The following is a 26,998-nucleotide window of genomic DNA, read 5'->3' on the forward strand; positions in this document are numbered from 1 at the left end:
AAATATTATTAGTTAACTTTTTTAGAAATAGCTTGTTCTGCTAACTGTCCTCCTTTCCCCCCCGCACTATGCGCAGGTGAAGTCGCGTTAGATGTCATATTACCTAGCTCGGACCCAACTTTAGCTCCAGCCCAACCAAATGCTGTCAACCACAACGCCGGCAACACCAAAAACATCGTTCCCATTACCAGGTTCATAATGACATCATCAGACGTGTTCTGAAGCCCGTTCATATTCCACTGACTGTGCGTATCGGAATTATACAGTGCCTCCATCATCCAGCTGTCTATCCAGCGTGCCAGCTCCCACCAGAATGTCAGAAAGTTCAGCGCAAATATCACAAACGTCACCGTTATCGCCGTCTTAAATTCATACGCCGAAAACATCAGCACCATCGGGATCATGATATACACCGCCATTAACATCAGCCCCTGCACCATCGGTAAGGACTGTCGCATCGTATCAAAGGCAGGGAATGCCCCCAGTGACGCCAGCGAAGTCCCGGCTACCCCTCCCATTCTGGCCAGCTCATTCATCACCGTCATATCCGCATTACCCCCGTATCCCCGGTATACCCGGCCGCCGGAGACATCCAGATTCGCCGGACTCACCAGCCGGCGGACGATGGCCTCCTCAAACTCTTTCGAGTTTTTATTAATCAGCTTCATCGCCGCCCGGGCACGCAGCCACATCCCTTCATCGGTCTGCTCTTTGACAAGTTTCAGTAACCCTGCATTCGCATCATTCCACCACTGATAACAGGTCGGGTAACCGTTGCCGTTGACATTCGCATACCCGTCATCCCGGTCGGCATCCCAGGGAAAGCCCGCCCGCGGTGTCCGTGACTGGATCTGATGATATTCCCCTTTCATAAAGGTGGCCGAGCCTATCCAGGTGATATCCTGTAACGTTTTTTCATCCTGTGTTTTTCCCTGATCTTTCGCTTTCCAGTCATACAGGGCACGTGAGTAACAGTCATCCGTAAAATCCTGAAGTGCGGCAGCCAGCGCCGGATTTTTAATGTTGCTGTGCTGCACCTCAAAACGCACCTGACGCAAATCCGGCCGGCACGGAATGCTGGCCACCGCCGCCTGAGTCACCCCTTTCGACAGCTTATGTACCAGCATCCACCACAGCGGGATTTTGGCTGTCTGATTATCCAGTGACGACACCACGCCGCTGTAACCGGATTCCGCCGGCTTCACCGGGGTCCAGGTGCCGCAGGTTTTGGTCCGGCTGGTATCAAATTGCAGGGTACTGACACTCACCTCCATCAACGGCACACAACAAAACAGGATCACCACAAAGGCGCCGTAAAGCGCGTTCTCGATACGCACAATTGCCAGTGAACCTTTGTTACCCTCATCCTCCCCCTCTTCCCGCACTTTCAGCCAGATCCCCAGCACTTTAAAGACCAGCGGCAGCGCAAACAGCCCGGTGCTGGTCAGTACCGACCACAATCCGTTATTCACCACCCAGGCCAGCAGCGTGAGAAAATACTCGAGATAACTGTTTGTCATCATAAGCCGTCACCTCCCGCCCAGACTGACCATTCACTCACCGCCACAAAGGCGGCCATCGCCAGCCCGCTGCGCTTCAGACTGCGCCGGGCCGTCTCACTGACTTTCGGGTGGTGATACAGTTTCCATAATCCAACCGCCACGGCTCCGTACAACACACACCGCCAGACCAGCCAGAACCAGCGGGCACGGTAAAACGCCCGGCGCAGACTGTCCGCCTCACCGTAATAACTCAGCCCCAGCTGAGCCACCGCCAGCAACACCACCATACTGAGCAGGGTCAGCCCGGTTACTTTCAGCACCGGCCATAACCGGCGCCCGGTTTTTCCTTTCGTCATTTAACGTCCTCCGGTGTCACTGTTTTGCTCCAGTCCCTGTACACGCACATCCGTATTATCTGGGGTCTGGGTGGCAGGGTTCGCCTGTGTCCGTTGCTGATCACGCTCAATCACCGTCAGCATCGCGTTATTGGCAATGGATTTACGCACTTCCATTTCCGTTTGCAGCATCCCGATTTCGCGATCCAGCTGGTCAACCGACTGGTTACCGATCTCCTGGGCTTTCGGAAAATTACCGGCATTCGGCTCCCCCTGGCCGGTGATCAGCATCCGGCGCATCGTCAGCGCCAGCTCCATCGTGTCCGCCATCGCCAGCTCACCGGCCAGACGCTGTGTTAATGCCGTTTTATCCGGATCCCGGCGCAGCGCTTCAATCACCCCCCGGGAGACCGTCAGGCTGCCGGTTTTCAGTTTCGCCAACTCTGCCGCCCCGACCGCGCCCCGGCTGTTCACCAGTTTATGCAGCTGTTCCAAATTTTCCCGGGTGGTGGTCTCCAGCACCGGTGCCAGCCCGGTTCCTGGCTGGGAACTGCCCGGTTGCTCCGCCTCACCGCCGCTCTGACAATCCGCCGGATTGGTGCAGGTGCGGACCGATTTGCTGCCCAGCACCTGTGTGACCACCTGAGCGGCTTCCTCACTGTTGGCAAAGCGCCTGCAAGCGGCTCCGTTACACTGGCCGGCCGGCACCGGGGCCGTACTGGTTGCCGGCAGACCGTTCATGATATTAAAGCCGGCCTGTGCAAAATCCTGCGCCGGCTGAATCGCAGGCTGACCAACCCCACCGCGCTGTTTCCCGCCTATCCATACAACCCCTTTATCGCCACTGCTTTGCTGAATTTGCTGGTCAGTTTTTACCGCATCCCCGTCACTGTTATTGATGATATTCTTTGCTTCTTCGAGGATCGCCGCCTGCGTCCACTGATTATTTTCTGAAAAGTCCATCATCCGTTTAGCCATGTTCTGACAGTTCAGCTGCGCCTTATCAAACGCCACATTAGCCTGCAACACCCCGTTGGTCAGCATTTCATACAGGCCGGGATTCGCCCGCTGGATAGCCATCGCCGGCAGACTGGCCACCGCCCCGGTGGCATTCTGGATCACCTCACTCATCAGATTCTTAAAGCCGGCCGTCACCCCGTTCAGCTGGTTGCCCACCGTGGTTTTGATATCAAAATTGCCGCACATCAGATCACTGTTCCAGCCCATGCTCATCCCCAGACGTTGCAGATTACTGCGCCCCGGCGGCTGGGATAACACCGTGCCGCCGCCCAGGTTGTAGTACAGTTTGTCGGAGACCGCGCCGGAAACATTTGCGCCGTAGCCGATATCATTCGCACCGGCAGAAAAATCCAGCCCGGCCCGGACAGAAAATGCCGGTACACTGCATAACACCATCAGTGTCAGCGCCGGCGGAAAAAACGTGTGTCGTTTTGCTTTCATCATCTTAAAATCCCTGCTTAAAACGTTGTGCTGTACAGAAATTTTTGCCCCATGCGCTTGCAGCAGCTGTACGGCTGCCACAATGCCCAGGCATAATTACCGTCCTGTGCCTGTGCTCCGCCCTCATCCGGAAACACCGCACAGCTGTTTTTCAGCCCCGGCGACAGGCGCTGCCATTTATGGTTTTTTGTCCCGGTATTCTCCGTCACCGCGTCCGGCGGCCAATAGCCATCCCGGCGGTTGCCTTTCAGGGGCACATAGGTATGCGCCTGCCCGGTGCGGGTCATAATATCTGCCACGCGCTGCGCCACCACAGCCGCCGCTTTATCCCCGTCCTGCTGGTTGACAAAACCGCTGCGCGGATAGAGATTTCCCCACATGTTGCCCCGGCTCTGCCCCCCGATTTCCCGTTTCCCGGGAATTATCGCTTCCGGATACGCCATTTCCGGCACACCGAGCCGCCACGGCACACTGTCGAGCGTGCTCAGGTAATAAGGAAACAGCGGTGTGGCTGCGCTGTCACAGGAATACCCCGGAATACTGCCGCCGATAAGGGTGGTTGCCGGATGACCGATAGCATCCGCATAAAAAAAGTGCAGGGCGGTTTTACGTTTTGCCTCAAACTTCTGTTCACTGTTTCCGCCCCCGGCAGATACCCCGCTCAGCACGCCGGTCACGGCATTTTCAATCCCGCCGGCCGCCCCGCTGACCAGTGACATTTCCCGCCACGGGTTTTCACCCGGGGCATGGTAGGCCGAGACCACCGCCTGCGGAATAAAATGTGACACCCGGACAGATGTCCGGATACGGCAGCCGCCCCAGCCACACTTCAGCCAGTAGCAAATCCCGCTGATACGCCAGCTGATACACGACGGTGAGGCCGCAGAAGCGACCAGAGTGGCGGTACTCAGACTGGCTTCCGCCACCGGCACCAGTGAACAACCGAGTAACAAAGCCCCCGCCAGACGCCGGCGATGTGATTGTCGGGTCATGGTTGACCTCCTCCTTCCTGTTGTTCCCGGTACTGCTGTATCTGCGTCACCGCCTGTGCAATATCGGTGGTGCCGTAAACCACCCACTGCGCATCAACGACGACCGCCGGCAGAGATGACACCCCCAGCTGCCAGGCCTGAACCACGCCCTGATAAGCCTGCCGTAATGCCGTTTCTCTGGCCTGCCAGGCCGGACTTTGTAACAGGGCGGTGATGTGCGGGGCATCCGCTTCACTCAGTTCCGTCCCCGGCTGAAGCAGGGCCTCATCCAGCAGGCGTTCAGGCGCATCCAGATACACCACCTCAAACGGGATGTCCGTCTGCGGCAGAGCGTCATCCTGCGTGGTATACAGCACCACTGCCGCCCCGGCGGTCAACGGCAGGCATGACAGCGACAGCATCAGCAATCCGGAAAGAGATAAAAATCGTTTTTTCATTCGGTCAGTCCTCACAAACGAACGGTGAGAGAAGAAAAGCGCATCAAAACCCGCCGGTGACCGGCGGGTTTTCACCGGTTACCAGCCCACCGCAAACCCGGCGCCGATACTGGTATCGCCGCCGTTATTCCATGACGCATTCAGGCGCACATTGGTATTGGCCGTCGGCTTATACTGCACCCCGGTGGCTATCGCCTGTGCATCACGGTAATGCCCCATCGCCATCCCGAACGAAAAACGCTCACTGTTCACATACGGAATGGAAGATATTGCGGTCACCCCGGCAATCCCCGCATTGGCCCGTTTCTCCACCTGACTGATTTTATTGTCCAGCTGACTGAAACGCTGGTCGGTATACTGCCGGGCATTGTCCAGCACCGTGTGGGTCACCTGCCCGAACGTCTCATCGGTATAGCGGTTTGCGGCCGCCAGGGTCTGTTCCTCCCCCTCAATACGGGCCTGCTGCTCTTCCGTAATCCGCTTGTTTATCTTCGCCTCACTGTACTGAATGCTCACATCGGTGTAGTCCATGGCCTGTTTCAGCGTCTGCTTATCGCCGGCAATACGCGCATCCCGCTCCTCATCCAGTTGCCCTTTGTTGACCGCATCCGTTTTTGCAATGCCGGCCGCCACATGCGTCAGAAAACGTTCCTGACCTTCACGGCCGACGGACACGCTGTTATCCCGGTCAGCCAGGCTGCCGTCCCCCAGTGCCACACTGTTTTTCGCCAGCGCCCGGGCATCCACACCCAGTGCCACGGATTTTTCGCCCAGCGCCAGACTCTTATCCCCGACCGCAACAGCCTGTTTACCCTGACTCAGCGTACTCTGCGCCTCATTCAGGGCTTTATCCGCCGCCTGATATTCCGCCTGTTTCTGCGCCAGTTCGGCTTTCACCTTCTCCAGATCCCGGATGTTTTCCAGCTCGGATTGCGTCGGACGCAAATCAGACAACTTTGTATCCAGCGCGGAGAGATCCTTTTCCAGCCGGGAGAGTTGCGTTTCTGCCTGCTTCAGTGCCTGATCGGTGACGGCTTTTTCCGCCGATAACTGCTGTTTCAGCTGTGTGGCCTGTGACGACATGGCCTGTGTGTGACTGAGCGCATTGTCCTGAAGGTACTGATCCACTTTTTGTTTCAGCGCCTCCGGGTTGGTATTCAGCCCGACGGTGTTATCCCGGGGACGGCTTTCCAGTACCAGCAGTTGCTGTAACTCTTTGGCATAATCCGGGCTGTCCGGCGATAAACTGTTGACCTTATCCAGCTGGATCAGGTAGTTCAGCTGATTCTCATAGCGGGTGAAAATACCGCTGACCATCTGATTAAAGGTGCCTTCATCGATGTTATCCAGATACAGCTCTGACAGGATCTGCTTCCCGGCCTCTGTCACCCCGGTGAGCCCCTGCTCAATTTGCTGCCAGGCATTTTTCTGATAAGCCTGATACAGATTCTTTTTCCCGTCCGCAGAGGTGATCAGGGCGATTTTGGCCAGCTCTTCCTGATAACCGGCAACGCCCTTCAGGGCCGCGGTATTCAGGTGTAAACGGGATAATTGTTTCTTCTGCTCGCTGTCCGTGACCGCATCCGACCACAGCATCGCTTTATCACTGTGGCCGGCACTCAGTACCGGGGACAGGGCCACACCCTGATAGTTGGTCGTAATCTGAGAACCGGTTTTCTCTTTGATGGTTTCATTAACCAGAGCACTTCTGGTTTTCGCTTCAATATAGGCATTAACATAACTGACATAAAACTGCGTGTCATTACTGACCGACGTATCCTGCTCAACCCGTTTTTTCACTTCCTGAGCCAGACGGTCAGCCTGCCCCTGCTGCCACAACGCCACAAAATTCTCATCCACAATCTGTGAAACCGCCCCCAGATTGCGTTCATAAATCTGTGCCATCCGGTCAGCGACCTGCTGTGCCTGTGTCACCTGCTGCTGTTGCGCGGTACGCTGACCCGCCAGGGTCTCCTGTTGCTGCAACAACGGTTTCATCGCTTCCTGACGCTCCAGAATATTGCTGTTCGCCAGCGATTTACTGTCAAACAGGGCCTGCGTCTGCATGTACTGCTCATGCGCCTGCGCCCTGTTCTGCAACAGGGCATTCTGGGCTTTCATCGCCGCCTGCGCCTGTTCCGCCGTCATATTGTTCCCCAGCGCCATACTGCCCTCACCGACAGCCGTACTGTGCTGCCCCGTGGCCACGGCCGTGTCCCCCAGTGACACGTTTTTGGCCTGTAAAGCGCAGGAATAACTGACAACCAGCGACAAAAGCGTTACTTTAACTCCCGTCGTTTTCATGACGTCATGTTTCCTCTTTTTAACATACCCAATGAAGCGGCCGGGTAAGCCGTGCTGCAACACGGTTTACCCACTCCCTGCTCCACCCGTTTCATCATCCCGGCACCCGGGGCGGTAACCCCCGTTTCCGGTCAAGTTCATCTGCCACCCTGAACGCCGCTTCCAGCTCACTGCATCCGTATTGCTCCATCAGCACCCGCCGTTGCTGCTTCTCCTCTTTTTCCGTCATCCCCAGCGCCAGATATAAGCTCGGCTGTACCACCCGGAACAGCGCCTCCACTTTCCGCGCCAGCACCACCCCTTCCGTGTAACAGCCGGAGAGTTTGGCTGCGGACAGCAGCACCTGTTTCTGCTCCTCACTGAGCGTCTTAAAGCGGGCGATTGCCTCCACCTCTTTCTGCGGCATCGTCAGACACACCCACCACTCCGCCATATTGAGCATTTTCTCGGCACAGTCCGGATAGTCATCGAGGTTCTGGGTCGCCAGCCACAGCCAGGCCCCCAGTTTCCGCCACATTTTCACCACTTTGGTCACATAGGGGGATAACAGCGGGTTGACCGTCACGATATGCGCCTCATCCACCACAAAATTAATGTCCCGGGCCCGGTACTGATCCCGCTCGGCAATATTGTTGATGGAGTTGATAAGACTCACCATCGTCAGCGCCATCTGGGCCTCATACCCTTCCCGCGCCAGGTGCCCCAAATCAATCAGGGTCACATCCGCCTCCGGCCACAGCTCCCCCGGCAGATTAAACAGCTCATGCTCAAAACTGCCCGGTTCGGTAAACATCCCCAGGGATTCCGCCATTTCGGCCGCTTTCGCCCGGCGCTGCGGATTTAATGCCCGCCCTTCCTCTTCACCTTCCCCCCGGGAGAGGGCATACAGCGCCTCCTGCAAATCCGCCGGCAGCATCTGCCGGTCGGCGGCATAAGACGCCCGGGCCCCCGCCATCAGCGCCCGGCGGATCATCGCCCGGTCAGCCCGCTTCAGCTCCGCTTCTTCCCGCACATCCCCGCCGGTGATCATCATGCGGGCGGAGATTTCCATTTCCCCCAGAATGTCACGCTGCCCGTCATCATCCTCAGATTCACTGTCCGTCTCTGGCAGTTCATCCGCATTCAGTGCCAGACGCTGTTCATCCATCATCAGCAGCTGATGCGCATCCGCAAACAGCGGCAGACGCACCCCGCTGCCGGGCTTGACACTGACCTTATTGACACTCAGCCCCAGACTGGCGTAATAGTCCGCCAGTAAACCAAAGGAGTTACCGGCCTCCGCAATAAACAGACGCGGACGGCGGACCGCCATCAGCTGCGATAACTGTGCGCATAAGGTGGCGGATTTACCGGCCCCGGTGGGACCGAATAACAGCAGATGCGCATTCTGGGTACGATCCTGTTTATTCTGCGGATCAAAGGTCAGCACCCCGCCGCCCCGGTTAAAGAAACTCCAGCCGGGATGCCCGGTGCCGCTGGTGCGCCCGGTCACCGGCAGTAATCCGGCCAGGTGCTGTACCCAGGTCAGCCGGGTATACCAGTGTTTTTTATCCGTCTGCGGGTCAAAACACATCGGCAGGGCACGCAGATACCCGTTCAGCGGCGCCACATCATATTCCGGCTTCACCGGCTCCAGACCGGCATTCAGCAGCGTGGCCGTCAGATCCACGCGCTTTTTGTTCAGTTCCTCCACCGAGCCGGCACGCAGCAGCAATGACAGGGAGGCCCGGTAAAGCTTATGGCGGTGCCCCAGTAAACCTCTGGCGGTTTCCACGTCCCGGCGGGTACGTTGCGAGTCGGTGTTTTCCCCCACCGAGTTTTTCCCCAGCCGGGTAAATTCCTGCTCCAGCGTATCCTGAGGCTGTGTGACGATGGTCATCGACAGCATCGTCCCTTCCGGAAACAGGTCCATCAGCGCATTGATATTTTTGTCACCGCGCTTCTGCTCCCCGGTCAGGTGCCCCGGCCCCGGGGCTTTACGCAGTTTTTCGATATTCACCACACCGTGCGCCAGGTTATCAAACCACCACACGCCGTTTTCCACATCCGACCGGGGCGGGGTAAACCACAGCGTTTCCGCAAAATCCTTCAGCACCGGCAGGGTGCCCGGGGCTTCCTCCGCCGCCGGCCAGTACGCCCCTTCCCGGTACAGCGTCTCCCGGTCCACCCAGTCAGGGGCCGGATTGAAATGACGCAGCAGCCACTGATGCACCTGCCTCCCGTCCTGGCGGACACACTGCACGCCGGCACTGCCCAGACTGCTGACCAGCCGGTCACACATCTGATTGAGCATCGCCACCGGCGGCATCGGATCGGTATAGCTGTTCCCCAGCCGGCGGTAAACCACCATCCGGGTCCGGCGCTGCTGTCCGCGCCAGGGTTGTCCGGTCACCTCCGTGTCCTTAAACAGCCCTTCCGGACGGGCAATCCCCCGTAAATGACGCGCCATTTCGGTCAGCCAGGCTTCGGTAAACGCGGTGCCCCGGGCCGCCGGCAGGATATAGTCCCGCAATGTGGCCAGTGTGACGCTCACGTCGTCCTCATCCTGACAAAAAAACTGCACCACCCACGGGTTATCATCATGCTCATCCAGACTGTCCTGAAGCGCATCCTCCACCGCATCCCGGATTTCGAGCAGACGGCCGGCAGAGCGCCCTTCCGTCGGCGCCGGCTCAACGGCATACACCGCCCCGACCGACACCCCGTCATCAAGCAGCAGGCATTGCTCCTCATCCAGAAATTCCACCCAGGGCAGGTAATCAATAAAGGACGGATTCGCATGGTAAATCTTCTGCTCATCCGCCCGGGTCATTTTTCCCGGCCGGGAAAGCGGCTGACGGCCTAAACCGGCATTCTCTGCCGGTGTACTGCGGTGTACGGTTTTGTCAGCCTTGTTTTCATCCGTTTTTTCAGCAGAAACCGCCTGCGCTTTCCGGCGTGAGCGGAATAATGAAAATCCCATCACAAGCCCTCCACACGCTCACCCGGCAGGGCATACTGCACTTGATGGTAAAACGGAAACACCGTACTGTATCCCGGCACCGGCAGATTGCCGGCCGAGAGATGCGGGAACACATACATCACCATGTCCGGGTTCGGCAGACGCGGAAACTGCTGATGGATCTCACTGCTTTGTGTCCGGGTATACGCGGTGTCCGCCTGCTGAAGGCGCGCGGCTTCATCATTCGTCAGGGCGCGTCGCAGGGCGCTGCGGGCGGTCTCCGTCACCGTCCGGCTGTCCGCCGCACCGTTCGGATCAGCCTGTCTGCCGGACCAGATGGCCATCATGTCGCTGTTTCCCGCCGGCAGCAGCTCCTCTTTGGAGGTGGCACAGCCGGCCAGCAACAACACCAGTGCGCACAGCACTCTGCTTTTCATCACACATTTCATCATTCTCATGATATGACGCCTCCCGCGCCCTTCAGGATCGCCCCCCGGCAGGTCAGCCGGGCAAACTCACCGTGACAGCTCAGTTCAGATAGTGAAAAAGGCACACATTGCCAGCCGGCTTTATCCGGCGCCTCCCCTTTAAAAACGGTGTACAGCAGGCGATCCCAGTCACTGTCCTGCGGCCACGCCTCATCCCGCGGGGCAAACCGGTAAACGGTAATGTCGTTGTCACTCAGCCCCACCCGGTGACGGCCCACAGACAGAACCGCCCCGGGCGTCTCACCGGCGGTACTCTGCCACGCCAGCTGTATCGTCGCCGGTGACATGCCGGCAATCAGCTGCTGTTGCTCCTCATCAAACACCTGATGACCGGCCACCGTCAGGCAAAAATGACTTCCAGTACAACCGGCCTGTCCGGCACTGAACACAAACACCAGCGGAAACGTCACCGGCGTCACAGCCAGCACCCCCGGCTTCGCAAAATACGTCACTCCAGACCTCCTTCCTCACCCTCTGTCAGTGAAAAACCGTAATTCACCCGGCGTCCCTGCGATTCATAATCCACCGGGATCTGACGGCTGATATGCACCGCGACTTTCTGCCCCGGCGGCACATACACCGCATCAAAGGTCTGCCCGTAGCGGGATTTCACCCAGTCCGCCACATCCTTAAACCCGCCGCCGATGGCACTGCCCAGCGCCGCTTTCCCCGCATCCCCGGAGAGCGAGGAGGTGATACCGTACCCGTTGTTCTGCGCGGTATACTGACTCTGCGACATCGCATCCCCGGCCGAGGCCGCTGCCGTCAGGGCAAACAGGGTCGGCAGATAGGTGCCGGCATTGGTTTTACGTTCACCGCTGATACACGGGATCCCGCTCTCATCTGAAATCCAGCCGAGCGACCCGCCGTTATTACGGGCATTCTGTCCGCTGTTGGCCTGACTGCCGCCGTCCGTCCGGTCAGCCGGCTTCGGCACCGTGCGGATCGTGCCGTCCGTAAAAACAAAGGTGATCGAGGTGATATCCCCGCGCACACAGGACAATGTCCAGTCACCGGTGGCCGAGCCGCTGATCACCGCCCCTTCCACATCCGGTAACTCAATGCCGTTCGCCGTGAGGTTGTCTTTTCCCACCACCACCTTGAACGGATACGGATCGGTCACTTTACCGTCAATGGGCACCCGCCCCAGCAACGCCGTCATCGCCTGGCTGCCCACCAGGGTGGCATTCTCCGGTATCGTGTACGCCGGTTCGGTATGGGCCTCACCGTCCACTGTACCGGAGAGCGTGCGCTGATTTTTGGCCACCCGGTCCAGTTCCGCTTTCTGACGGGTAATGGCGTTATCCTCCAGAAAAGAGGTCGGAAACGCCGGTTTAGCCGGTTGTCCGTTCACCATCCGCCCCGGTTCAGCCGGTTGTGCATCCTGCGGCTCAGCCCACAGCAACCCGTCTTTCACCGTCAGTCCGCTGCCCCCGGTATCCAGCCCCAGTCCCAGCGGAATATCGCCTTGTCCGCTGCCCTGAGCCGGCTGACCACCTGATGCTGTCAGCGTTTCCCCCAGGCTATCCAGACGCCGCATCAGTGTCTGCTGCTCCTGTTGCAGGGCACGCTGCTGACTCTCCGCTTCCTGACGGACGGAAGCCACCGCAGACTGGATCTGCCCCGACACATTCTGCTGCCGGTTACGCAGCTGCGCATTCTCTTCCAGCAATTTCTCATTCTGGGCGATCAATTCCGCCTGACGGTCACGTACCGTTTTCATAGTGCCAATCAGCGTCCTCAGTGTATCGGCCGGGGTATCCCCCTCAATCCCGAGTGACTTCAGCTCCCCTGGGTCAAGGTCATTGATTGACTGAGACAGGTTGTCCTGTCCGCTGCCGGTGACCGGCGTGTCGGGCTGGCAGCTTTTGATACCAATCAGCACCGCCAACGCCAGTGCGGACGGCACCAGAATTTTGACCAGCGTATTGGATTTCACTTTCATCGGGCTTTCCCTCCCGTCCTCCTGACAGGCGGCTCCGCAGGAAACGCCTTATCCGGTTTGCCTTTCATCACCAGATACACTGTGGTGGTATCCTCCGGTGTGCCCTTCGCGTCCAGCCACTGATGCTGGAACGTGGCGCTGACAAACTGCCCCTGCAACTGACGGGGATCCAGCACGACTTTCTGAGCGGACTGATTGGTCAGTTTCACCGCCACCACCCGGTACTCCGCCGCCTGCCAGCCGGCCAGCGGCCGCGCGATCAGTGGTTCAGACGGGTAGAGTGCTGTCAGTGTTTTTGGTAAGGTCAGTGGCAAAGGTTGTACGCCGGACACCGGCTCCACTGTTCTTAACGGTGCATACAGACTCTGGGCGGCATAACGGGTCAGTAAGACCGGTAACGGCGCCGGATAACGGGTTTTCGCTTTGCGGTCCACGCTTTCCGGTACGGCATCGGCTGCTGCCCCCGCAGCCTGCCCGCTGCGTCTGACGCTCTGACTGTCACGCTGCGTACTGACTTCACCGCTGTACACCACCCGCACCGGCTCCAGCTTCCCTTTACCGGCAGTGGCCGTCACATCCAGCAACAGGATTTCCCCGCTTTCCACATCCTGTAACTGAAGGCGGGTCTGCGGGAAGGCGCTTTCCGCCCGCAGGTACACCGCCCCTCCGGTACTCTGGATCCGCAGTTTCTCATTCAGAGACGGTGGAAAACCGACACGCACATTTTTTTCCACAAACACAATGCGCTCTTCCCCCACATGCAGAGAAACCGGTAACGGAATACGCTCCCAGCGGACCAGCTCTACCGCCTGCACCGGCAGCGGCAGAGCGGCCACAGAAAACACCGCCGAAATCCCCAGAGCACAGGCCGTCAGATGACGTTTTATGCTCATTGACTGACCTCCTTATTCTGCTCCGCCGCTTCCAGACGCTGAGGCAGCCCGTCATAGCAGTCCAGGGCCAGACCAAACGGATTACTTTCCGGATCGCCCTCCCAGCGCACCACTTTCACCGGATAACGTACCGTCGCTCGCTTGACCGGCTCCGCGCTAAAATATTCATCCGCTACCAAATCCAGGCGCACGATCCAGTTATCCCGGTCAATCACCCGGACTTTATCCTCACTGAACCCGCGTCCCGGGATCTCATACACCACCCGGGAACGCCCTTTCAGCTCCCCGAGCGTAGTACGGTAAGCGGCCTCTTTCTCAAAATACGCCCGGCAGGACGGCGTCAGATAGGCACTGAGCTGTGCAATCTTTCGCGGATAATCCACCTCGCCGTCTTTCGGCCAGGCATTCAGTTGCTGAAAAATATAAAAGCTGAAAGCGTACACCGTCGGCAGCGGCACTTCCCACCATGCCCGGGTACTGCCGGAGCGCAAATCCGGCGGATTATGGATCGTCAGTTTAGCCGGCGCCCGCATCCAGCCGGCAAAGGCCACAAACAGGCAGAGCACCAGCACCCCGCAGATCATCCGCAGTGTCAGAATGTGCTGGTCCCGGTTTTGCAGGGCATGACGAAATTTACTCATGGCGGCCTCCGGCGATATACCGGCACAGTGACAGCGCCTGCGTCCGGCGTAAAAACCAGCCCTGAGATACGGTGATGAGGGATTTTTCAGTCAGCCGTCCGGTCAGCGGCAATGTGCGGGCAAACCCGGTTTGCAGTTTCCAGGACAATCGGCGGTAGAGATAATTTTCCGGTTTTCCGCGTTTGATACGGGTCAGAAAAGTGCCGCCAAAAAACACCACCAACAGCGGCATTATCAACGCGCCGGTCGGCAGGATCACCCACCCGGCCAGCGGTAACAGCGGGATACTGATAACGCTCCCGCCCACACAACCGACACCGGCGGCGGCAAACATTTCATGGGTGGTAAATCCGCGAAAGACGGTGGGCTCTGCATTTAAGCGATCCGGCATAAAATCGATGGTCTGCATCGTTGCCTCCGCTTAAAAAATAATAGTGGCGGATTTTCCGGCCAGCCAGACGACCGCCACAATCAGGACGACACCGACTACAATAATTGTACCGAATTTACCCCAGCCAGCCTTTTGGTCGCGCACTTCATTGAACGTGGTGACCGCGGCAATGGCCACCACGATAAAAGCCGTCGCAGCCACAACCAGCCCGCCAATCACAATGCCGTCATTAAGATAGCCTTTAATGGTGTCCATCAGTCCGCCGCCGCCACCGGAAGAAGGGGGTTCCACCGAAGGCAGTGCGGCATACGCCGGCATCAGACTGAATAAAGTGAATAACGTCACCACTGACGCACCAATACGACGGACACCACGTCCCCAAAATGATTTCATATCCATAAAATGACCTTTCATTCTGTAAAATAAATTAAACAGCACACTCAACTGGCAAACATCCAGATGCAGACCACCAGTAATATCACTGCCCGGACAGCAAACTGCCCCACCCTTGCAGTACGAACATTTTCATTTGCCCAGCCCCGGTAAACATCAACCAGTCCCCAGGCTGCCCATAAAAACAGCACCGCCAGTAATGCCCCGATACACAACAGATTCAGAACAGCCGGAGACATCCCCGAGCCGGCAGCAGCCTCAAATGCCGCCTGCTGTGACGGATTCATCGCTGCTCCCGGCGGTAATCCCCGCGCAGCGGCTCCGCCACATTAACCGGCACCGTGGGCTGGGCCCGGGAAGGCTCCAGATAGCGGACAATCCCCTGCCGGATAATCTCCACCTCTCTGGAGGCGCGGGAATAATCAAAATAAAAACGGGCGTGATTGTCCTGATTTGCCTGAATACGGGCGCGCTCCAGGCTGGCCTGGATGTGATCGAGCTGCTTTAACGTCAGCGCCAGTTCATCTTTTTCAGCGGCCTGAGCAGGCAATACCCCAAATGCACTGACAACCAACGCAAACAGGGAAATAAGCGGAGAAAATAATCGCATAACGACTCCTTAAAGACGGTTAACGTGGAGTCAGGGTAAAAAAGGCGGACAGAAAAAACAGCAAACAATTAGTTTTCCAAATTTTTTAATTTTATATTGCTTGCTTTTTGCGAAAATAGCTGAAATGAATAAATAAAAGTGAGCCTATGAGTCAGACCATCACCCGAAAAACTGGGCATTTTGCCTGGTGTGCACTGGTTGCCCTGCATCTGGCCCGCAGGGAGGGGCTGGTGCAGTCCGACATGCAGAAAAACCTGTTTTTAATACGCTGGCTGGCAACCGCCAAAAAGCAACGCCGTTTTGACCGTGACGTTACGCCGGATATTGACTGGCTGCTTCAACAGGGACGTACACTGGGGAGCCGGGCCAAACTGCCACAAAAACTGGATTATCTGTACCGCTCCTGTACAGGCGCATTACACGAGCAGAGCGATCTGTTCCGGCTCACTTATGCGCTTGAATCGGCCAAGGAGGCAGGCTTTGCCTATCAGTTATTGAGTGATAAATCGTGGCACAGACGACATGCGGTGAGCCCGGATACGCTCAGCAACACCATCTGTTTATCCAAAAATGCACTGGAGCAGGCTTTTGATACTGACGGTCATCAGACCGCACACCTACCTGTAAAAATCGGAGGTGATATCGCCGCACTAGCTGAACTGCTGACACAATGTGGCTGGCAACTCATCACGACAGACAACCCGCCACTTTATTTACTGCTCACACTCATCAATCCATCAATCAGCGCAGGATAACCCCATCACACCACTGACGCGCGGCCTAGCCGCTTGTCTGCTGACAGAGACACACAAAAACAAGTGTTGTGTGTCTCTGCCCAGCGCCTATAAATATTTTTTAAATGACGCGGTAGCCACTGCCACCGCAAGCCCGAACAACAGAGCCGCCGGTAACAACACCAGATTAGGGTAAATGGCAGACGGCCAGGACAGATAAATCATGCACGGAACAAAAAAGGCCGGCTTAACAAAACGCTTGGCGTGGTGATACACAAAACTGGATTCATACCCGGCACCATAACGCCGCAAATCACGCCGGTTAAAGCCTTCCACCATGCCCACCAACAGCACCATAACAAACAGGGGCATCGACAGCACCAGAATAGTCACCCGGATAAAAAAGGTCAGCGTCACATAAACCGTCGCCAGCAGATAGTCTCTCAGCTCGGACACAAACCAAATCCGCCAGTCATCCAGTTCACGGGCAACTGCATTCCCGCTGACAGGATACACGTTCTGCCAGCTCTCCATCAGCCCGGACTCCACAAACAGCCACCGGTATGCCTGTTCAACGGTATGAGCCAGCCACTGCGCCGGACTGGACATCAGCAGACTACGGGTAAACCCTTCTGACAGATACCCGCTCTCGGTTAACATCACCTGCCGGCTGTGCTCCGCCCCTTCGTCCGCCCAGAAAAACGCAATCCCGACCCACTCAATCAACAGACTGCATACCCAGGAGGCCAGTAATACCCCGATGATGGCCCACGGCCAGTGCCACAACAATTTAGCCGGCAAACCGGGGTCTTTTGCCGGGTGACGCGGGGTTTCCTGACGTACCTCAGCAGTTGCCATCGTTGCCCCCTTCGGTATCCGGTGCCATCTCAGCCACATTCATACCGCCGCTGTCATGCCGCGCATCCGAAAATGATGACGCAGTCCACCAAGTTTCGCCGGTACGGTAATTTTTCTCCATATACTGTGCGATTTTTTGTAAATCCGGTGGCATCAGGGCATCAGCCTCTGCCGCCGGCAGGGGCATCCTGATTTTCCATAACTTCCCGCCTTCCAGCAGCGCAAACGCCTGTCCTTTCGGTAACTGAATAATATCTGCCGGTAACAGCAGCGGTTTAGCCACCATACTGACCCTGTCCTGGGTATTGGAGGTAAAATCACTCCCCTGCCTCGGATTGGAAATATCGGTGATCCCGGATACCAGGGTTTTGGTGTAAATATCCACTTCCGGTAACTGTTCCGTCAGTAATTTCGCGGTCATCAGTTCACGGACACGCAACATCACCAGCGTATTAAAGTTACCGGTGACCTGCGCCGATTTCGCCGCATTCCCCAGCCGGGCTTCAATATCAGACCAGGTCTGTGTGTAGGCCGTCACTTCAATCCCCGCGCCGCCGCTCTTGTTCAGTAACGGAATAAATTCATCCCCCATCAGTTCATTAAATTCATCGCAATGCAGGCTGATCGGTAATTTTCCGGCGTGCTCATCCTCCGGCAGTCCATCCTGAGTCCCGAATTTATAAATATGCCCGGCTACCGAGACCAAATCCGCAAACATGGAATTCCCCACCGCTGCCGCCACTTCCGCATCCGATAACGCATCCAGCCCGACATATACAATCCCTTTTTTCCGAATCACCTGCTGCCAGTCAAAAATCGGACGGGGATCCTGCATATTGGTGTAATCCGGCGACAACAGGGCGGCAGTTTTTCCGGTAGTCAGTTTTTCCAGTAACGGCAGCAGAGAAGCCACTATTTTATCAAAATAGGTCCGGTCATAACGGATCGCACTGCGCAGCCCGTCCAAAATCGGATCATAGATTTTTTTCCCTTTCTCACTACTTAACGCCAGCTCCGTTGCCCAGATAGCCACAGCTTTCGGATCACTTTGCAGATGACGGGGCACATCCTCGACCGTCAGCGCGTTCTGCGCATTCTCGATTTGGGCAAACAAATCAGGTAGTTGTGCTTTAATCACCTGCATCGAATATGTCTGATAGAGTTCCCCGATATTGGTGACATAACGTAAAATTTTGGCATAATCCGGACGCTCCCCCAGAGCAACCAGTGCCCGGGCAATGATATTAACAAACCGCCAGGCAAACTCCCGGAACGCCGCGCTGTTCCCTTCCCCGGATAACTGGCCGGCAACCCGCCCCGCGACTTCCGATACTCGGCCAAAACGCCCGATGGCGTTATAACGGGCACTGATATCAGGCCAGCCCAAGTGAAAAACATAAAACTCCTCACTGCGCCCCGCACGATGCGCTTCCGCCCACATCCGGCGCAATAAATCCGCATCCCCTTTCGGATCAAAAACAATCGTGATATTCCCCCGGCGGATATCCTGAGTGATCAGCACTTCCGCCAGACGGGTTTTGCCGACACGGGTGGTCCCCAGTACCAGCATATGACCAACCCGTTCACGCAAATCCATGGTCACATTCACCTCATCCGGCTCCACACCGTGTAACACCGGATTCCCCCCCACCGGCGTCAGCGGGCGGACCGGATTCAGCCAACTGTCTTTTTGCAAAAGCCGGCAAACCGCCGGAAAACGGGATTCAAAACGGAGTTCAAACTGCCGGGCCAGCCGGTAATGTGCCGGCGGCTGAACATACCGCTCCACTTCCGGACGCTGGGTTTCCAGCAGGCGTTGCGTGTGTTTTTGCTGCCACTGAAACCCTTTTCCCAGAAACAGACGCTGCCGGCTGACCGGCACCTGTGCCGACGTCACCTGATAGCGGGGCAGACGCCGGAGATTCCGGCGGTAACGTAATACCCGGAATCCCTGATGTGCCCGCAATGCGGAAAAACCGGCAAACGCACCGGCGGTGACATAACTCACGGACGGAGACAATGCCACTGCCCAGGGCGCTACCGCACACACAAACGCCGCCCCGCCGGACACCAGAGCACTGTTCAATTCCACGGCCGGTCGCAGCCAGGCCTCTATCACATAACGATCACTCATTCTCTCAAACTCTTTTTTGGTGTTACCCCGGAAAACAGTGTTTAAAAATTCACCGGTGTTTCCAGTGGAAACAGTGTTCAAAAATCATCCAGCGTTTCCACTGGAAACACTGTTTGAAAATTCACCGACACGTCCGGAAAACAATGTGCTCACTGCACTCAACCCCAGGGAGGATCTGACGGATTTTCTTTTTCCGGTACACGCGATTCTTTCCCGTGACAGTGACGATGACGGCGGGCAGGACGGTTTTTTTTCCCCAGGAGTCTCATCACAACAAAGAACACGCACCACATCAGCACGGCCAACCAGAATGCCGGGGAGTCAACCCCATCTGAAGGCCATATCGGCGGTAACATTACTTCACCTGCTGGGTCAACCCGGTTTCCGTGATCAGAACTGGGTAATGTGATAACTGAAGACGGTGAGCTAAATCGGTGCCAGAAGCTGGGGAGAGCAGTCCTCCCTGAGCCAGCGCCTGAAGCGCCTGTAACCCGGTTTCCGATTTCACATTCACCACCATCCCGGCCGCATTCATTGCATTCAGCTGGGCTGCGTGCTGTGTGAGCCATGCCCGGGATAACGGATCATCCCCCACCAGATACAGTGCCCCAATCCCCGGTAAATGCAGGACGCGGTCATCCACCTCCCCCGGCGTCATTTCCGGTGTCTCAACCGGCAACACCATTGACGGGGCCATCACGGACGGCAGAGGGCGGGACGCCGGCTTTGCTGTCCATTCATTCGGGGCATTATTTATCGCGTCATAAAAAGGTGCTGCCGGTTGCCCGCCATAATCCGCCACCACCGTTAATGCCGCCTGACTGCCGCCGGCTGCGCAAAACAGCAGCATCCCCAAGACGGGCAGGGGATAAAAGGCTCGCGTTGTCTTTTCTTCAGGATTATTTCGCATCGGTTTTGTTCTCCGGTTCTATCCACACAAACGATACAGCCCGATCTGTACTGACTGCCGGTAAATGAGCGGGAACGGGTTGTGTACCGCCCGTCAGTGTCGCCAGCTGACGCCGGACACTATTTTTATAGCGTACTGCGGGCTGACCGCCCGCCGGATGGTGATAACAGCCGGCGGCACGGATCCAACTACCCGGTGACGCCTCATAACAGCGGCGCAGGATGCGGGCGGCCACATGCAAATTGGTATAAGGATCAAAGGCCTCCCAGGCGGAACGGAAGTGATGCCCGTTCCAGCCCCAGTTCACCTGTGCAATCCCCACATCAATACGTCTGGGGGATGTCGTCTGTAAAAACGACTGTAAAGCCTGCCAGGCGGCCTGCCGTGTCGGATAACGGTATCCTTTACCAGCCACATTCAGCGTCCACGGCCAGGGATGGATTTCACCGGCCTGCGGGTGATGTGCCGGTAATGTCCAGGATGACTCCGTCAGTGCCAGGGAATACAGGGCTTCTGCTGGTACATTCTCCTGCCGGGCCACCTCACGGTAGCCCGGCGGCACCTCCCGAGCCGGTAACGGCACGGAAAACAGCAGCAGGACAAGAGTGAGCAGGGAATTTTTACGCATCACGCCTCCGGATTAAGGTGTGAGCGGACGCCACCGCCCATCCGGTAACTGTTGCATCACCACCGGTGTGGTGGTCAGTCCGTACTGAAGCGAGAGACCGCCATCATGATTTAACGTAATTTCCCGCTTTCTGACGCGCTCTGCCGGGATATTTTTTTGTCTGGCCCAAGCCCTCAGGCGGTTATCATCCCCCTTTGTCCCCAGCACATAAATATCAAACGGCTGTTTGCCGGCCAGCAGAGTAGCCAGACGGGCATCACACGCGCTACAATTTTCCGCCTGCACAAACAGTGCCTGCCGGCGCTGCGCTGTTCCCTGTTCCATCCTGCCGAATGTTCCCAGACTGACCGGTAATACCTGACCATAGAGCCGCTTCCAGGCAGCATCTACTTCCCGCTGAAACGCCAGCTCTTTTTCTGCCCTGGCAAATTCCTGCTGTACCCACTTTTCAGCCAGCCGGCGGCGCTCTTCGTCTGACCGGGCCTCAATACCCAATGTCGTCAGGGGATCCAGTCCGGGAGACTGAATACCGCGCCGCCCTTTCATCAGCGCCTCAAAACGGGCATACTCCTCCGCACTCAGTCCCCATTCCTGCGCCTCATACTGCAATGACTGTGTCTGACTCTCAGCCGATTTCCCCGCCTCAATCTGAACCGGTCGGGTTGCCCCGGAAACAGACTGTGCAGCTGTCAGCGGTGCGGACATCAGACACCCACCCAGTAAAACCACGCATCTTATGTTTTTCATCACGGCATTCCTTTTATGGCAGGCGCAACGTCACTGTGCGCCCCTGATAACGTAATGTCACACGATCAGTCTGAATGTCGGTCATTTCCCAGCCCTGATAACGTCCGCCTACCGGCAGTAACTGTACCTGCCCCAGCTGACGAATATCCGCAGGAGCCAGTGCGGCAAGAAGACGACCGCCCCGCTGTTCAATCGCGGTTAACTGAAACGGCACGGTCCGGGATGGACGGACAGAAGCCCCGAGACGGGAAGTTTCCGGCGTGGCGGGTTTTGCCCTGACAACCGGGGGATTGACCGTTTTTTGTTCCGGCTGACGCTGTTCCTGCAACTGATGTAACGCCAGTGCCCACTGTGCCTGGCGGGTTTCCAGTTGTGCCAGCCGTTTTTCCAGCCCGTCAGACAGTACGGCGATCTGTTCATCCGGTTTGCCGGCCACCGCCAGCTGTGCTGTCACCGTTCTGAGGGTGTCGCGCTGTGATGCCACATCCTGTTTTAGCGTCGTCAGCCCCTGACGGAGCACGTCCAGTTGCGCATTCATCCGGTCATCCGTGACAGAGTCAGCCATCTTCATCTCAATCGCCTGTAATCGTTGTCCGAGTTGTGACAGAGCCTCTGAGTGTGAACTGATAACATTACTGTGGATAAACAGCGGGATACCGGCCACCAGAGCACAGGCGACCACGCCCGTCACAATCACCCCCCGGTAAATTTTTTTATGTAATGGGGTTACGGACAATTCTTCAGAATGAGTCATTTCAGCCACCCTCCGCGATGAACCTTATTCACATCGGTATGACCAGTGGAAGTGTTAAGCACCGGTGGCACCGGTAATGGCGTACTGCCCGCAGAAAGTGGGGTGACCACAGAGACGGATGAAGCGCCGCTCATTCCTGCATCCGGCGCAGATGGCGTGTATTCCGGACGAAGTCGGTAACACACTTCCCGTTGCACATCATCCACCCACAACTGCCAGGCCGGACCGACAAGGATCTGTAACGCCACATTCAGGCGGATCGATCCCATCTGATAATGAACAGCGGGTAACGGCAGACGATAAAGGTGGTTCGCCTGTCCATCGGACGTGCACAGACGATATCCGGAATCACGCAGGGCATAATGTAGCGCATCCCCGACTGTCGGGGAGACGGAAGCAGGAATACGCAGATGAACAATTTGTTCCAGCGGGTAACGCTGTGCCTGTGAAGGCGAAATATCAACCAGCCGGTAACGGTCATAACGCACCACTTCCGGGGCTGACGGATAAATATCTGGGAGCAGCGGCTGAGCATAACCGACGTTGAGCGGAATCGCGATGTCTGCCGCCGCTTCCGTAGGCTGGGCTGGCTTGTCTGCACAGCCCCCCAACAACAGTGAGGTCAGGGCAAGACATATCGGGAGAGTTTTCATACGCATTTTCTGTCCTGAGTTAACAAAATAAAGTCACAGGCACACTGTGCGCAGAAAAGCAAGCGCTCTCAATAGGAAATTAGTTTTCCGAAAAAAAAGAAAACGGCGGGTGTAAAATACCGCCTCTAAAAGAGGTGGTTTTAAATTGGGCCCCCTATAAGGGGGCTATATTCTTTATTAATCCCCCAACAATTCCATTTGTTGGTCGAGCTCTTGATCAACTTTATCCTGATGCCTTACATAACGCCTAATGATGACTTCATTAACCCCCACCGTATCAGCAAAATATCCCCTAGCCCAAAAATGATTACCCCAAAGTTTCTTACGTATATGTGGAAATCGATTATATAACCTTATCGTACTACGTCCTTTCAGGACTCCCATTAGTGTTGATATTGATAGTTTAGGTGGGATCATTACAACTAAATAAGCATGGTCTGGCTGAACATTTAGCACCAATACTTCACAGTCTTTCATAATGCAGAGAATATAAATTATTCTATAAAGCTCTTTTCCTACTTTATCTTTCAATATATTATAACGATATTTAGGAGTCCAAACTAGATGATATTTGCAACGTCAATACACATGTGATGAACTTCTGTATAAACCCATGTTATTTCCTCTTTACTTGTGGTGAGTAAGAGGTAGTTTTTTAACATGGGTTTCCTTCAGGCTATAGCCTCACAGGGTCAATCATCACCTGCTTAGGTGGTGGTTTAAGGCTGACAATAAAAACCCGCTTTTTGGCACAGGCGGATTTTACTATACCCTAAAAGTTAATACTTCCCTGAACCCCGATCTCTCTCGGATTACCTAGCTGTGCTTTATTACCAAATGCATACGTTCGATATAAAGCATCACCAATATTTTTCGCATAGATACTAAGTTCATATTGCTTTGTAGGGTGCCATGATATTGATGCATCAACAACAGTATAATGCCCTTGTTCTAAATTATTTTGCTCATTAAAGTAAAATGGTCCATTAAATCTGACTGCAATCCGAGAAGACCACTTTTGCTCCTTGCCATATAAGCCCTCCCATGAAATTAATGAACTATAACTAGGAGTATAAGCAGGTCTTTTATTTTTATGTTCTCCACTGGTAAACTCTGATTGATTGAACATGCCACCCAGTGAAATACTATGATTAGGGGTAAGCTTTGATTTCCAAAGATATTCTATCCCTCGACTTCTTGAATCTCCCATATTAGATAATGCCTGATAACCAATAACACCTACATATCCTTGAACATCTTTACTATCTATTTGATATAAAGTAATTTCGGCCATATGGTTATCATTAACACTGTGCCATTTCCAACCTAATTCCATTTCCGTGGCAATTTCCGATTTATAAGAAGTCAGAGCTAGTTTATCAACCCCTTCTTTGTTAAAACCACCAGGTTTAAAACCGCGGCCAACTCCAAACCATATACGATTCTGCTCATTTGGAAGCCAGGCGATACTTGCTCGTGGAATAAAGGCATTAAAAACTGCATTATTATTATAATTAGACTCACCTTTTCCTTTTTCTAAAATAATCATTCGAGTTTTTGCTTTTTCGTGAGAAAAACGAGCCCCTGCACCTAACTCCCAATTGTCATTTATCCTGTATGCACCATCAAAATATCCAGAGTAATTATAAATATCATTATCAGATTTTTTTCCTCCCATTCCGACTTTCCCTACAGATAAATTATCATGTCTATAACCCATCTTTTGAAATGATACCCCTATAATTCCACTTAGATCCCCCCCCTCATAATTAGCTCTTGCTTCTGAATACAAAATATCCTGAGAATCATCTTGTAACGTTCCGTCCATAAACAATCTATCTATATCCATATTTTGATAAGAAAGTATCGTTTTAAACTTCCATTCATCATTAAAATCATAACCTGTATTCCAGGAAATATTTTTTAATTTACGTTTAAGATTAGGTGTTTCATATAACCATTCAGTATCAATTTTTGAACGTGAAAGAGGTGAAAAAGGAACAAAATATTCCTCATGAGAATGGTAATTTTCTCCACCTACTTTTAAATTAGACTCAAATAATGTATCAGGGGAAATATAATTAGCAGACAACCATCCAGCTTTTATATCTCTGCTATCAACATTTTTTTTATCCCATGCTGGATTGTTCAAAGAACCATTATTTCTATCGAGACTAACATTCCCCTGAAAAGCCCAGCCGTTTTCCATGTAGCCAGTGCTTCCTCCTGTATTGATTCTTTCCCCTTGACCAAAATATTGCCCCCCTAACCATGCTTCAGCGTGACTACTGGGTTTTTTGGTAATAACACTGATAATCCCTCCCAATGTGCCACGCCCATAAATAACTCCTTGTGGGCCTTTAAGTAGCTCAACTTGCTCAACCCCTTGAAGAGATTGAGCATACGATTGAGAAAGCTGGGGAGCACCATCAACAAACAGTCCCAAACTTGGAGAAAAGAAATCGGCCGAAGATTGGCCCCGAAGAGTCATATTGTTATAAATACGCGAACTTCGGTTTGCAGATAACAACTCAGGAAAAACTGCGCTCAAATCATCAGTTTGATTAACTAAAGATTTTTTTAACTGTTCATCAGTTTGAACATTCACATTACCAATTACATCAAAACTACTTTGAATGCGCTTAGTTGCAGTAACAGTTATTGTATTATCATGCTGTTCTGTGGCAGCTACAGAGCTTACTGTTACCATTGTAGCCGCTACAAAAGATATAGATTTAAATAAAGTTCCTTTATTTTCCATATAAACCCCAAAATGTGCAATGGCACTTTACGCCGAAATGTTAATGCGAATTAATATCATTTGCATTGTTATTATTATTTGAGGTTGATCACATTTTGAGCATGAAAATTATATATACTTATGAAAGTGTGCTGAGTAACAGAAAACATGAATATTAAGGTGGGTTAATAGAGTGCAAACCAATGACAAAAAACAAAAGGATCATTGCTGCTATAAATCAATCTGTTATGAGTTATCAGCCAACAGAAGGATCATTATGGCTATAGGTGGGGTTTATATCACCCAAACCCTTATATCAATGATTATCATGCAATCTGTACCAACCTTACTAAGAAGTGAAGGATTTTCTCTCTCTTTAATTGGATTGACTTCACTTTTTATGCTTCCTTGGACACTTAAATTTTTATGGTCTCCATTTATTGAACGCCTGAGATTACCTTTTGGAAAAAAATTTCGCCGTTCACGTAACTTGATTCTTATTGGTCAATCATTGGTTGCTCTTTTAGTTTTTTTACTTATTCTAATAAACCCTAACGATAATATAAGCAAACTGAATAATCTTTGGATTTTTGGAATATTTATCCTATGTGCATTCTTAACATCGACTATTGACATTGCATGTGATGGCATGGCGGTAGAACAGATTAAGGCAAGTAATAGAGGGTGGGGAAATATTGCCCAAGTTGGCGGAGGAGAAATAGGAGCATTATTAGGCACTAGTGGTTTTTTATTAATTTCCAGTTATTTTAGCTTAAATACTGCATTTGCTATATCAGCTCTAACCATCATATTACTTACAATTCCAACACTCTACTTTAAAGAATCAGATAGACTAACCACATCTGAAACTTACCATATACCCAAATTATCATATGCATTTAATCGAAAAGAGGTAAGAATTGGTATTTTATTAGTAGTTTTATTAGAAGGAGGTAACAGAATCACAGATATGATTACCGGACCTCTATTAATAGATATAAATATTACATTAAATAATATTGCACTATTAATAGGAAGCTTCAATTTTTGTGCAAGCCTATTTGGAACACTTTTAGGTGGTATATTAATAAAAGTATTTGGCATATGGAAATCAATTTTCATTACCTATGGTTTACAAGGTTTAATTTTTACTTTCATATCCATGGCTATAGGAATAAAATATATCCCACATGAAATACTTTTTTTACTTATAGGGTTCAAATATATTCTTTTTTCTGCAGGACTAGTTTCTTTTTACACTGGTTTAATGAGCTTATCTTCATTGAAACAAGCTGGTATTGATTTCACTATTTTCCAATGTACAAATGCTTTTACAGCAATCATTGCTACTCTATTAGGCACTTGGACAGCGGAGAACTGGTCTTATCATTTTGTTTTTGCAATATCATCTATTTATACTTTTATCGCAGTACTAATTTCCATTAAATTAATAAAAAAACGCCTTAAACTAAATATTTCATCAAACAATTTTGAGCAATATGTATAA

The 26,998-nt window shown here is 53.5% G+C and carries 26 protein-coding genes and 1 pseudogene; 2 read left to right on the top strand and 25 right to left on the bottom strand.

The annotated features are described in order from the left end of the window. Positions 1-8: 8 nt before the first annotated feature. The 16 genes from PMI_RS12690 to PMI_RS12765 all read right to left on the bottom strand — a co-directional run bounded on the left by PMI_RS12690 (position 9) and on the right by PMI_RS12765 (position 15,333). Complete coding sequence (locus tag PMI_RS12690; protein ID WP_000988923.1) at positions 9-1,523, bottom strand: conjugal transfer protein TraG N-terminal domain-containing protein; 1,515 nt, start codon at positions 1,521-1,523, stop codon at positions 9-11. Further along, positions 1,520-1,858 (bottom strand): hypothetical protein, encoded by a 339-nt coding sequence (locus PMI_RS12695; RefSeq protein WP_000160224.1) that lies wholly within the window; start codon positions 1,856-1,858, stop codon positions 1,520-1,522. Before PMI_RS12695 ends, PMI_RS12690 begins: the two co-directional genes overlap by 4 nt. Next, positions 1,859-3,301 carry an integrating conjugative element protein gene (locus tag PMI_RS12700; protein ID WP_000973818.1) on the bottom strand — a complete coding sequence of 481 codons (1,443 nt, stop codon included), beginning with the start codon at positions 3,299-3,301 and terminating at the stop codon, positions 1,859-1,861. A gap of 14 nt (positions 3,302-3,315) precedes the next feature. Beyond that, positions 3,316-4,290, bottom strand: a complete 975-nt coding sequence (locus tag PMI_RS12705; RefSeq protein WP_012368435.1) for a TIGR03756 family integrating conjugative element protein — start codon at positions 4,288-4,290, stop codon at positions 3,316-3,318. After that, entirely contained in the window at positions 4,287-4,727 is a 441-nt protein-coding gene (locus PMI_RS12710) for a TIGR03757 family integrating conjugative element protein (protein ID WP_004239699.1), read from the bottom strand. The genes PMI_RS12705 and PMI_RS12710 overlap by 4 nt, the downstream gene beginning before the upstream one ends. 78 nt (positions 4,728-4,805) lie before the next feature. Beyond that, positions 4,806-7,031, bottom strand: a complete 2,226-nt coding sequence (taaP, locus tag PMI_RS12715; RefSeq protein ID WP_012368436.1) for a trimeric autotransporter adhesin TaaP — start codon at positions 7,029-7,031, stop codon at positions 4,806-4,808. 94 nt (positions 7,032-7,125) lie between these two features. Continuing rightward, positions 7,126-9,993: a conjugative transfer ATPase gene (locus PMI_RS12720; RefSeq protein ID WP_004239701.1), complete on the bottom strand. Its 2,868-nt coding sequence runs from the start codon at positions 9,991-9,993 to the stop codon at positions 7,126-7,128. Next, positions 9,993-10,430: a TIGR03751 family conjugal transfer lipoprotein gene (locus tag PMI_RS12725; RefSeq protein WP_004245744.1), complete on the bottom strand. Its 438-nt coding sequence runs from the start codon at positions 10,428-10,430 to the stop codon at positions 9,993-9,995. The genes PMI_RS12720 and PMI_RS12725 overlap by 1 nt, the downstream gene beginning before the upstream one ends. Beyond that, entirely contained in the window at positions 10,427-10,912 is a 486-nt protein-coding gene (locus PMI_RS12730) for a hypothetical protein (protein WP_004239705.1), read from the bottom strand. Before PMI_RS12730 ends, PMI_RS12725 begins: the two co-directional genes overlap by 4 nt. Continuing rightward, positions 10,909-12,405, bottom strand: coding sequence for a TIGR03752 family integrating conjugative element protein (locus tag PMI_RS12735; protein WP_004239706.1), 1,497 nt, complete (start codon positions 12,403-12,405; stop codon positions 10,909-10,911). The genes PMI_RS12730 and PMI_RS12735 overlap by 4 nt, the downstream gene beginning before the upstream one ends. Beyond that, a complete protein-coding gene (locus PMI_RS12740; RefSeq protein ID WP_000023746.1) occupies positions 12,402-13,298 on the bottom strand; it encodes a TIGR03749 family integrating conjugative element protein in 897 nt (298 codons plus the stop codon). The genes PMI_RS12735 and PMI_RS12740 overlap by 4 nt, the downstream gene beginning before the upstream one ends. Beyond that, positions 13,295-13,939, bottom strand: coding sequence for a PFL_4703 family integrating conjugative element protein (locus PMI_RS12745; protein WP_000033152.1), 645 nt, complete (start codon positions 13,937-13,939; stop codon positions 13,295-13,297). The genes PMI_RS12740 and PMI_RS12745 overlap by 4 nt, the downstream gene beginning before the upstream one ends. Beyond that, on the bottom strand, positions 13,932-14,348 hold the full coding sequence (locus PMI_RS12750) for a TIGR03750 family conjugal transfer protein (protein ID WP_004239708.1): 417 nt from the start codon (positions 14,346-14,348) through the stop codon (positions 13,932-13,934). Before PMI_RS12750 ends, PMI_RS12745 begins: the two co-directional genes overlap by 8 nt. A 12-nt stretch (positions 14,349-14,360) precedes the next feature. Next, the gene (locus PMI_RS12755; protein ID WP_073557142.1) at positions 14,361-14,723 is read right to left on the bottom strand and encodes a TIGR03745 family integrating conjugative element membrane protein; all 363 of its coding nucleotides are present in this window, start codon (positions 14,721-14,723) and stop codon (positions 14,361-14,363) included. A 47-nt stretch (positions 14,724-14,770) separates the two neighbouring features. Further along, positions 14,771-15,010 (bottom strand): TIGR03758 family integrating conjugative element protein, encoded by a 240-nt coding sequence (locus tag PMI_RS12760; RefSeq protein ID WP_001070025.1) that lies wholly within the window; start codon positions 15,008-15,010, stop codon positions 14,771-14,773. Continuing rightward, positions 15,007-15,333, bottom strand: coding sequence for an integrative conjugative element protein, RAQPRD family (locus PMI_RS12765; protein ID WP_001236300.1), 327 nt, complete (start codon positions 15,331-15,333; stop codon positions 15,007-15,009). Before PMI_RS12765 ends, PMI_RS12760 begins: the two co-directional genes overlap by 4 nt. A 146-nt stretch (positions 15,334-15,479) precedes the next feature. Between PMI_RS12765 and PMI_RS12770 the strand changes: the two genes are divergently transcribed. Beyond that, on the top strand, positions 15,480-16,088 hold the full coding sequence (locus PMI_RS12770; RefSeq protein WP_004239713.1) for a DUF2913 family protein: 609 nt from the start codon (positions 15,480-15,482) through the stop codon (positions 16,086-16,088). A gap of 87 nt (positions 16,089-16,175) precedes the next feature. On the opposite strand, the gene PMI_RS12775 is transcribed toward PMI_RS12770, so the two are convergent. From PMI_RS12775 to PMI_RS12820, 9 genes and pseudogenes are all read right to left on the bottom strand, one after another. Next, complete coding sequence (locus PMI_RS12775) at positions 16,176-16,925, bottom strand: TIGR03747 family integrating conjugative element membrane protein (RefSeq protein WP_000179437.1); 750 nt, start codon at positions 16,923-16,925, stop codon at positions 16,176-16,178. Further along, positions 16,912-19,059, bottom strand: a complete 2,148-nt coding sequence (gene traD, locus PMI_RS12780) for a type IV conjugative transfer system coupling protein TraD (RefSeq protein ID WP_012368437.1) — start codon at positions 19,057-19,059, stop codon at positions 16,912-16,914. Before traD ends, PMI_RS12775 begins: the two co-directional genes overlap by 14 nt. A 355-nt stretch (positions 19,060-19,414) precedes the next feature. Continuing rightward, positions 19,415-19,969 (bottom strand): integrating conjugative element protein, encoded by a 555-nt coding sequence (locus PMI_RS12790; RefSeq protein ID WP_004245750.1) that lies wholly within the window; start codon positions 19,967-19,969, stop codon positions 19,415-19,417. Beyond that, entirely contained in the window at positions 19,959-20,597 is a 639-nt protein-coding gene (locus tag PMI_RS12795) for a transglycosylase SLT domain-containing protein (RefSeq protein WP_004239718.1), read from the bottom strand. Before PMI_RS12795 ends, PMI_RS12790 begins: the two co-directional genes overlap by 11 nt. Positions 20,598-20,609: 12 nt before the next feature. Continuing rightward, the gene (locus PMI_RS12800) at positions 20,610-21,344 is read right to left on the bottom strand and encodes a TIGR03759 family integrating conjugative element protein (protein WP_000790124.1); all 735 of its coding nucleotides are present in this window, start codon (positions 21,342-21,344) and stop codon (positions 20,610-20,612) included. Between the two features lie 13 nt (positions 21,345-21,357). Then, entirely contained in the window at positions 21,358-22,098 is a 741-nt protein-coding gene (locus tag PMI_RS12805) for a hypothetical protein (RefSeq protein WP_000149725.1), read from the bottom strand. After that, positions 22,095-22,757, bottom strand: coding sequence for a PFGI-1 class ICE element type IV pilus protein PilL2 (gene pilL2 / locus PMI_RS12810; protein WP_004239720.1), 663 nt, complete (start codon positions 22,755-22,757; stop codon positions 22,095-22,097). The genes PMI_RS12805 and pilL2 overlap by 4 nt, the downstream gene beginning before the upstream one ends. 171 nt (positions 22,758-22,928) lie before the next feature. Beyond that, positions 22,929-23,366 (bottom strand): annotated as a pseudogene (gene tnpA, locus PMI_RS12815) (IS200/IS605 family transposase). Between the two features lie 157 nt (positions 23,367-23,523). Beyond that, entirely contained in the window at positions 23,524-25,512 is a 1,989-nt protein-coding gene (locus tag PMI_RS12820; protein WP_000428182.1) for a TonB-dependent receptor, read from the bottom strand. Between the two features lie 172 nt (positions 25,513-25,684). Here PMI_RS12820 and PMI_RS12825 point away from each other — a divergent pair, with 172 nt between their 5' ends. Next, on the top strand, positions 25,685-26,998 hold the full coding sequence (locus tag PMI_RS12825; protein WP_001351065.1) for an MFS transporter: 1,314 nt from the start codon (positions 25,685-25,687) through the stop codon (positions 26,996-26,998).

The sequence above is a fragment of the Proteus mirabilis HI4320 genome (assembly GCF_000069965.1).
Lineage (GTDB): Bacteria > Pseudomonadota > Gammaproteobacteria > Enterobacterales > Enterobacteriaceae > Proteus > Proteus mirabilis.

What these genes read in the sequence shown, in the direction of transcription:
- PMI_RS12765 (WP_001236300.1), bottom strand. Translation starts at nt 15,333, where the DNA reads ATGCGATTATTTTCTCCGCTTATTTCCCTGTTTGCGTTGGTTGTCAGT.
- PMI_RS12805 (WP_000149725.1), bottom strand. Translation starts at nt 22,098, where the DNA reads ATGACTCATTCTGAAGAATTGTCCGTAACCCCATTACATAAAAAAATT.
- PMI_RS12695 (WP_000160224.1), bottom strand. Translation starts at nt 1,858, where the DNA reads ATGACGAAAGGAAAAACCGGGCGCCGGTTATGGCCGGTGCTGAAAGTA.
- PMI_RS12770 (WP_004239713.1), top strand. Translation starts at nt 15,480, where the DNA reads ATGAGTCAGACCATCACCCGAAAAACTGGGCATTTTGCCTGGTGTGCA.
- PMI_RS12745 (WP_000033152.1), bottom strand. Translation starts at nt 13,939, where the DNA reads ATGAGTAAATTTCGTCATGCCCTGCAAAACCGGGACCAGCACATTCTG.
- taaP (WP_012368436.1), bottom strand. Translation starts at nt 7,031, where the DNA reads ATGAAAACGACGGGAGTTAAAGTAACGCTTTTGTCGCTGGTTGTCAGT.
- PMI_RS12740 (WP_000023746.1), bottom strand. Translation starts at nt 13,298, where the DNA reads ATGAGCATAAAACGTCATCTGACGGCCTGTGCTCTGGGGATTTCGGCG.
- traD (WP_012368437.1), bottom strand. Translation starts at nt 19,059, where the DNA reads ATGAGTGATCGTTATGTGATAGAGGCCTGGCTGCGACCGGCCGTGGAA.
- PMI_RS12790 (WP_004245750.1), bottom strand. Translation starts at nt 19,969, where the DNA reads ATGCGAAATAATCCTGAAGAAAAGACAACGCGAGCCTTTTATCCCCTG.
- PMI_RS12690 (WP_000988923.1), bottom strand. Translation starts at nt 1,523, where the DNA reads ATGATGACAAACAGTTATCTCGAGTATTTTCTCACGCTGCTGGCCTGG.
- PMI_RS12710 (WP_004239699.1), bottom strand. Translation starts at nt 4,727, where the DNA reads ATGAAAAAACGATTTTTATCTCTTTCCGGATTGCTGATGCTGTCGCTG.
- PMI_RS12755 (WP_073557142.1), bottom strand. Translation starts at nt 14,723, where the DNA reads ATGAAATCATTTTGGGGACGTGGTGTCCGTCGTATTGGTGCGTCAGTG.
- PMI_RS12760 (WP_001070025.1), bottom strand. Translation starts at nt 15,010, where the DNA reads ATGAATCCGTCACAGCAGGCGGCATTTGAGGCTGCTGCCGGCTCGGGG.
- PMI_RS12820 (WP_000428182.1), bottom strand. Translation starts at nt 25,512, where the DNA reads ATGGAAAATAAAGGAACTTTATTTAAATCTATATCTTTTGTAGCGGCT.
- pilL2 (WP_004239720.1), bottom strand. Translation starts at nt 22,757, where the DNA reads ATGCGTATGAAAACTCTCCCGATATGTCTTGCCCTGACCTCACTGTTG.
- PMI_RS12800 (WP_000790124.1), bottom strand. Translation starts at nt 21,344, where the DNA reads ATGAAAAACATAAGATGCGTGGTTTTACTGGGTGGGTGTCTGATGTCC.
- PMI_RS12795 (WP_004239718.1), bottom strand. Translation starts at nt 20,597, where the DNA reads ATGCGTAAAAATTCCCTGCTCACTCTTGTCCTGCTGCTGTTTTCCGTG.
- PMI_RS12735 (WP_004239706.1), bottom strand. Translation starts at nt 12,405, where the DNA reads ATGAAAGTGAAATCCAATACGCTGGTCAAAATTCTGGTGCCGTCCGCA.
- PMI_RS12705 (WP_012368435.1), bottom strand. Translation starts at nt 4,290, where the DNA reads ATGACCCGACAATCACATCGCCGGCGTCTGGCGGGGGCTTTGTTACTC.
- PMI_RS12775 (WP_000179437.1), bottom strand. Translation starts at nt 16,925, where the DNA reads ATGGCAACTGCTGAGGTACGTCAGGAAACCCCGCGTCACCCGGCAAAA.
- PMI_RS12700 (WP_000973818.1), bottom strand. Translation starts at nt 3,301, where the DNA reads ATGATGAAAGCAAAACGACACACGTTTTTTCCGCCGGCGCTGACACTG.
- PMI_RS12720 (WP_004239701.1), bottom strand. Translation starts at nt 9,993, where the DNA reads ATGGGATTTTCATTATTCCGCTCACGCCGGAAAGCGCAGGCGGTTTCT.
- PMI_RS12750 (WP_004239708.1), bottom strand. Translation starts at nt 14,348, where the DNA reads ATGCAGACCATCGATTTTATGCCGGATCGCTTAAATGCAGAGCCCACC.
- PMI_RS12725 (WP_004245744.1), bottom strand. Translation starts at nt 10,430, where the DNA reads ATGAGAATGATGAAATGTGTGATGAAAAGCAGAGTGCTGTGCGCACTG.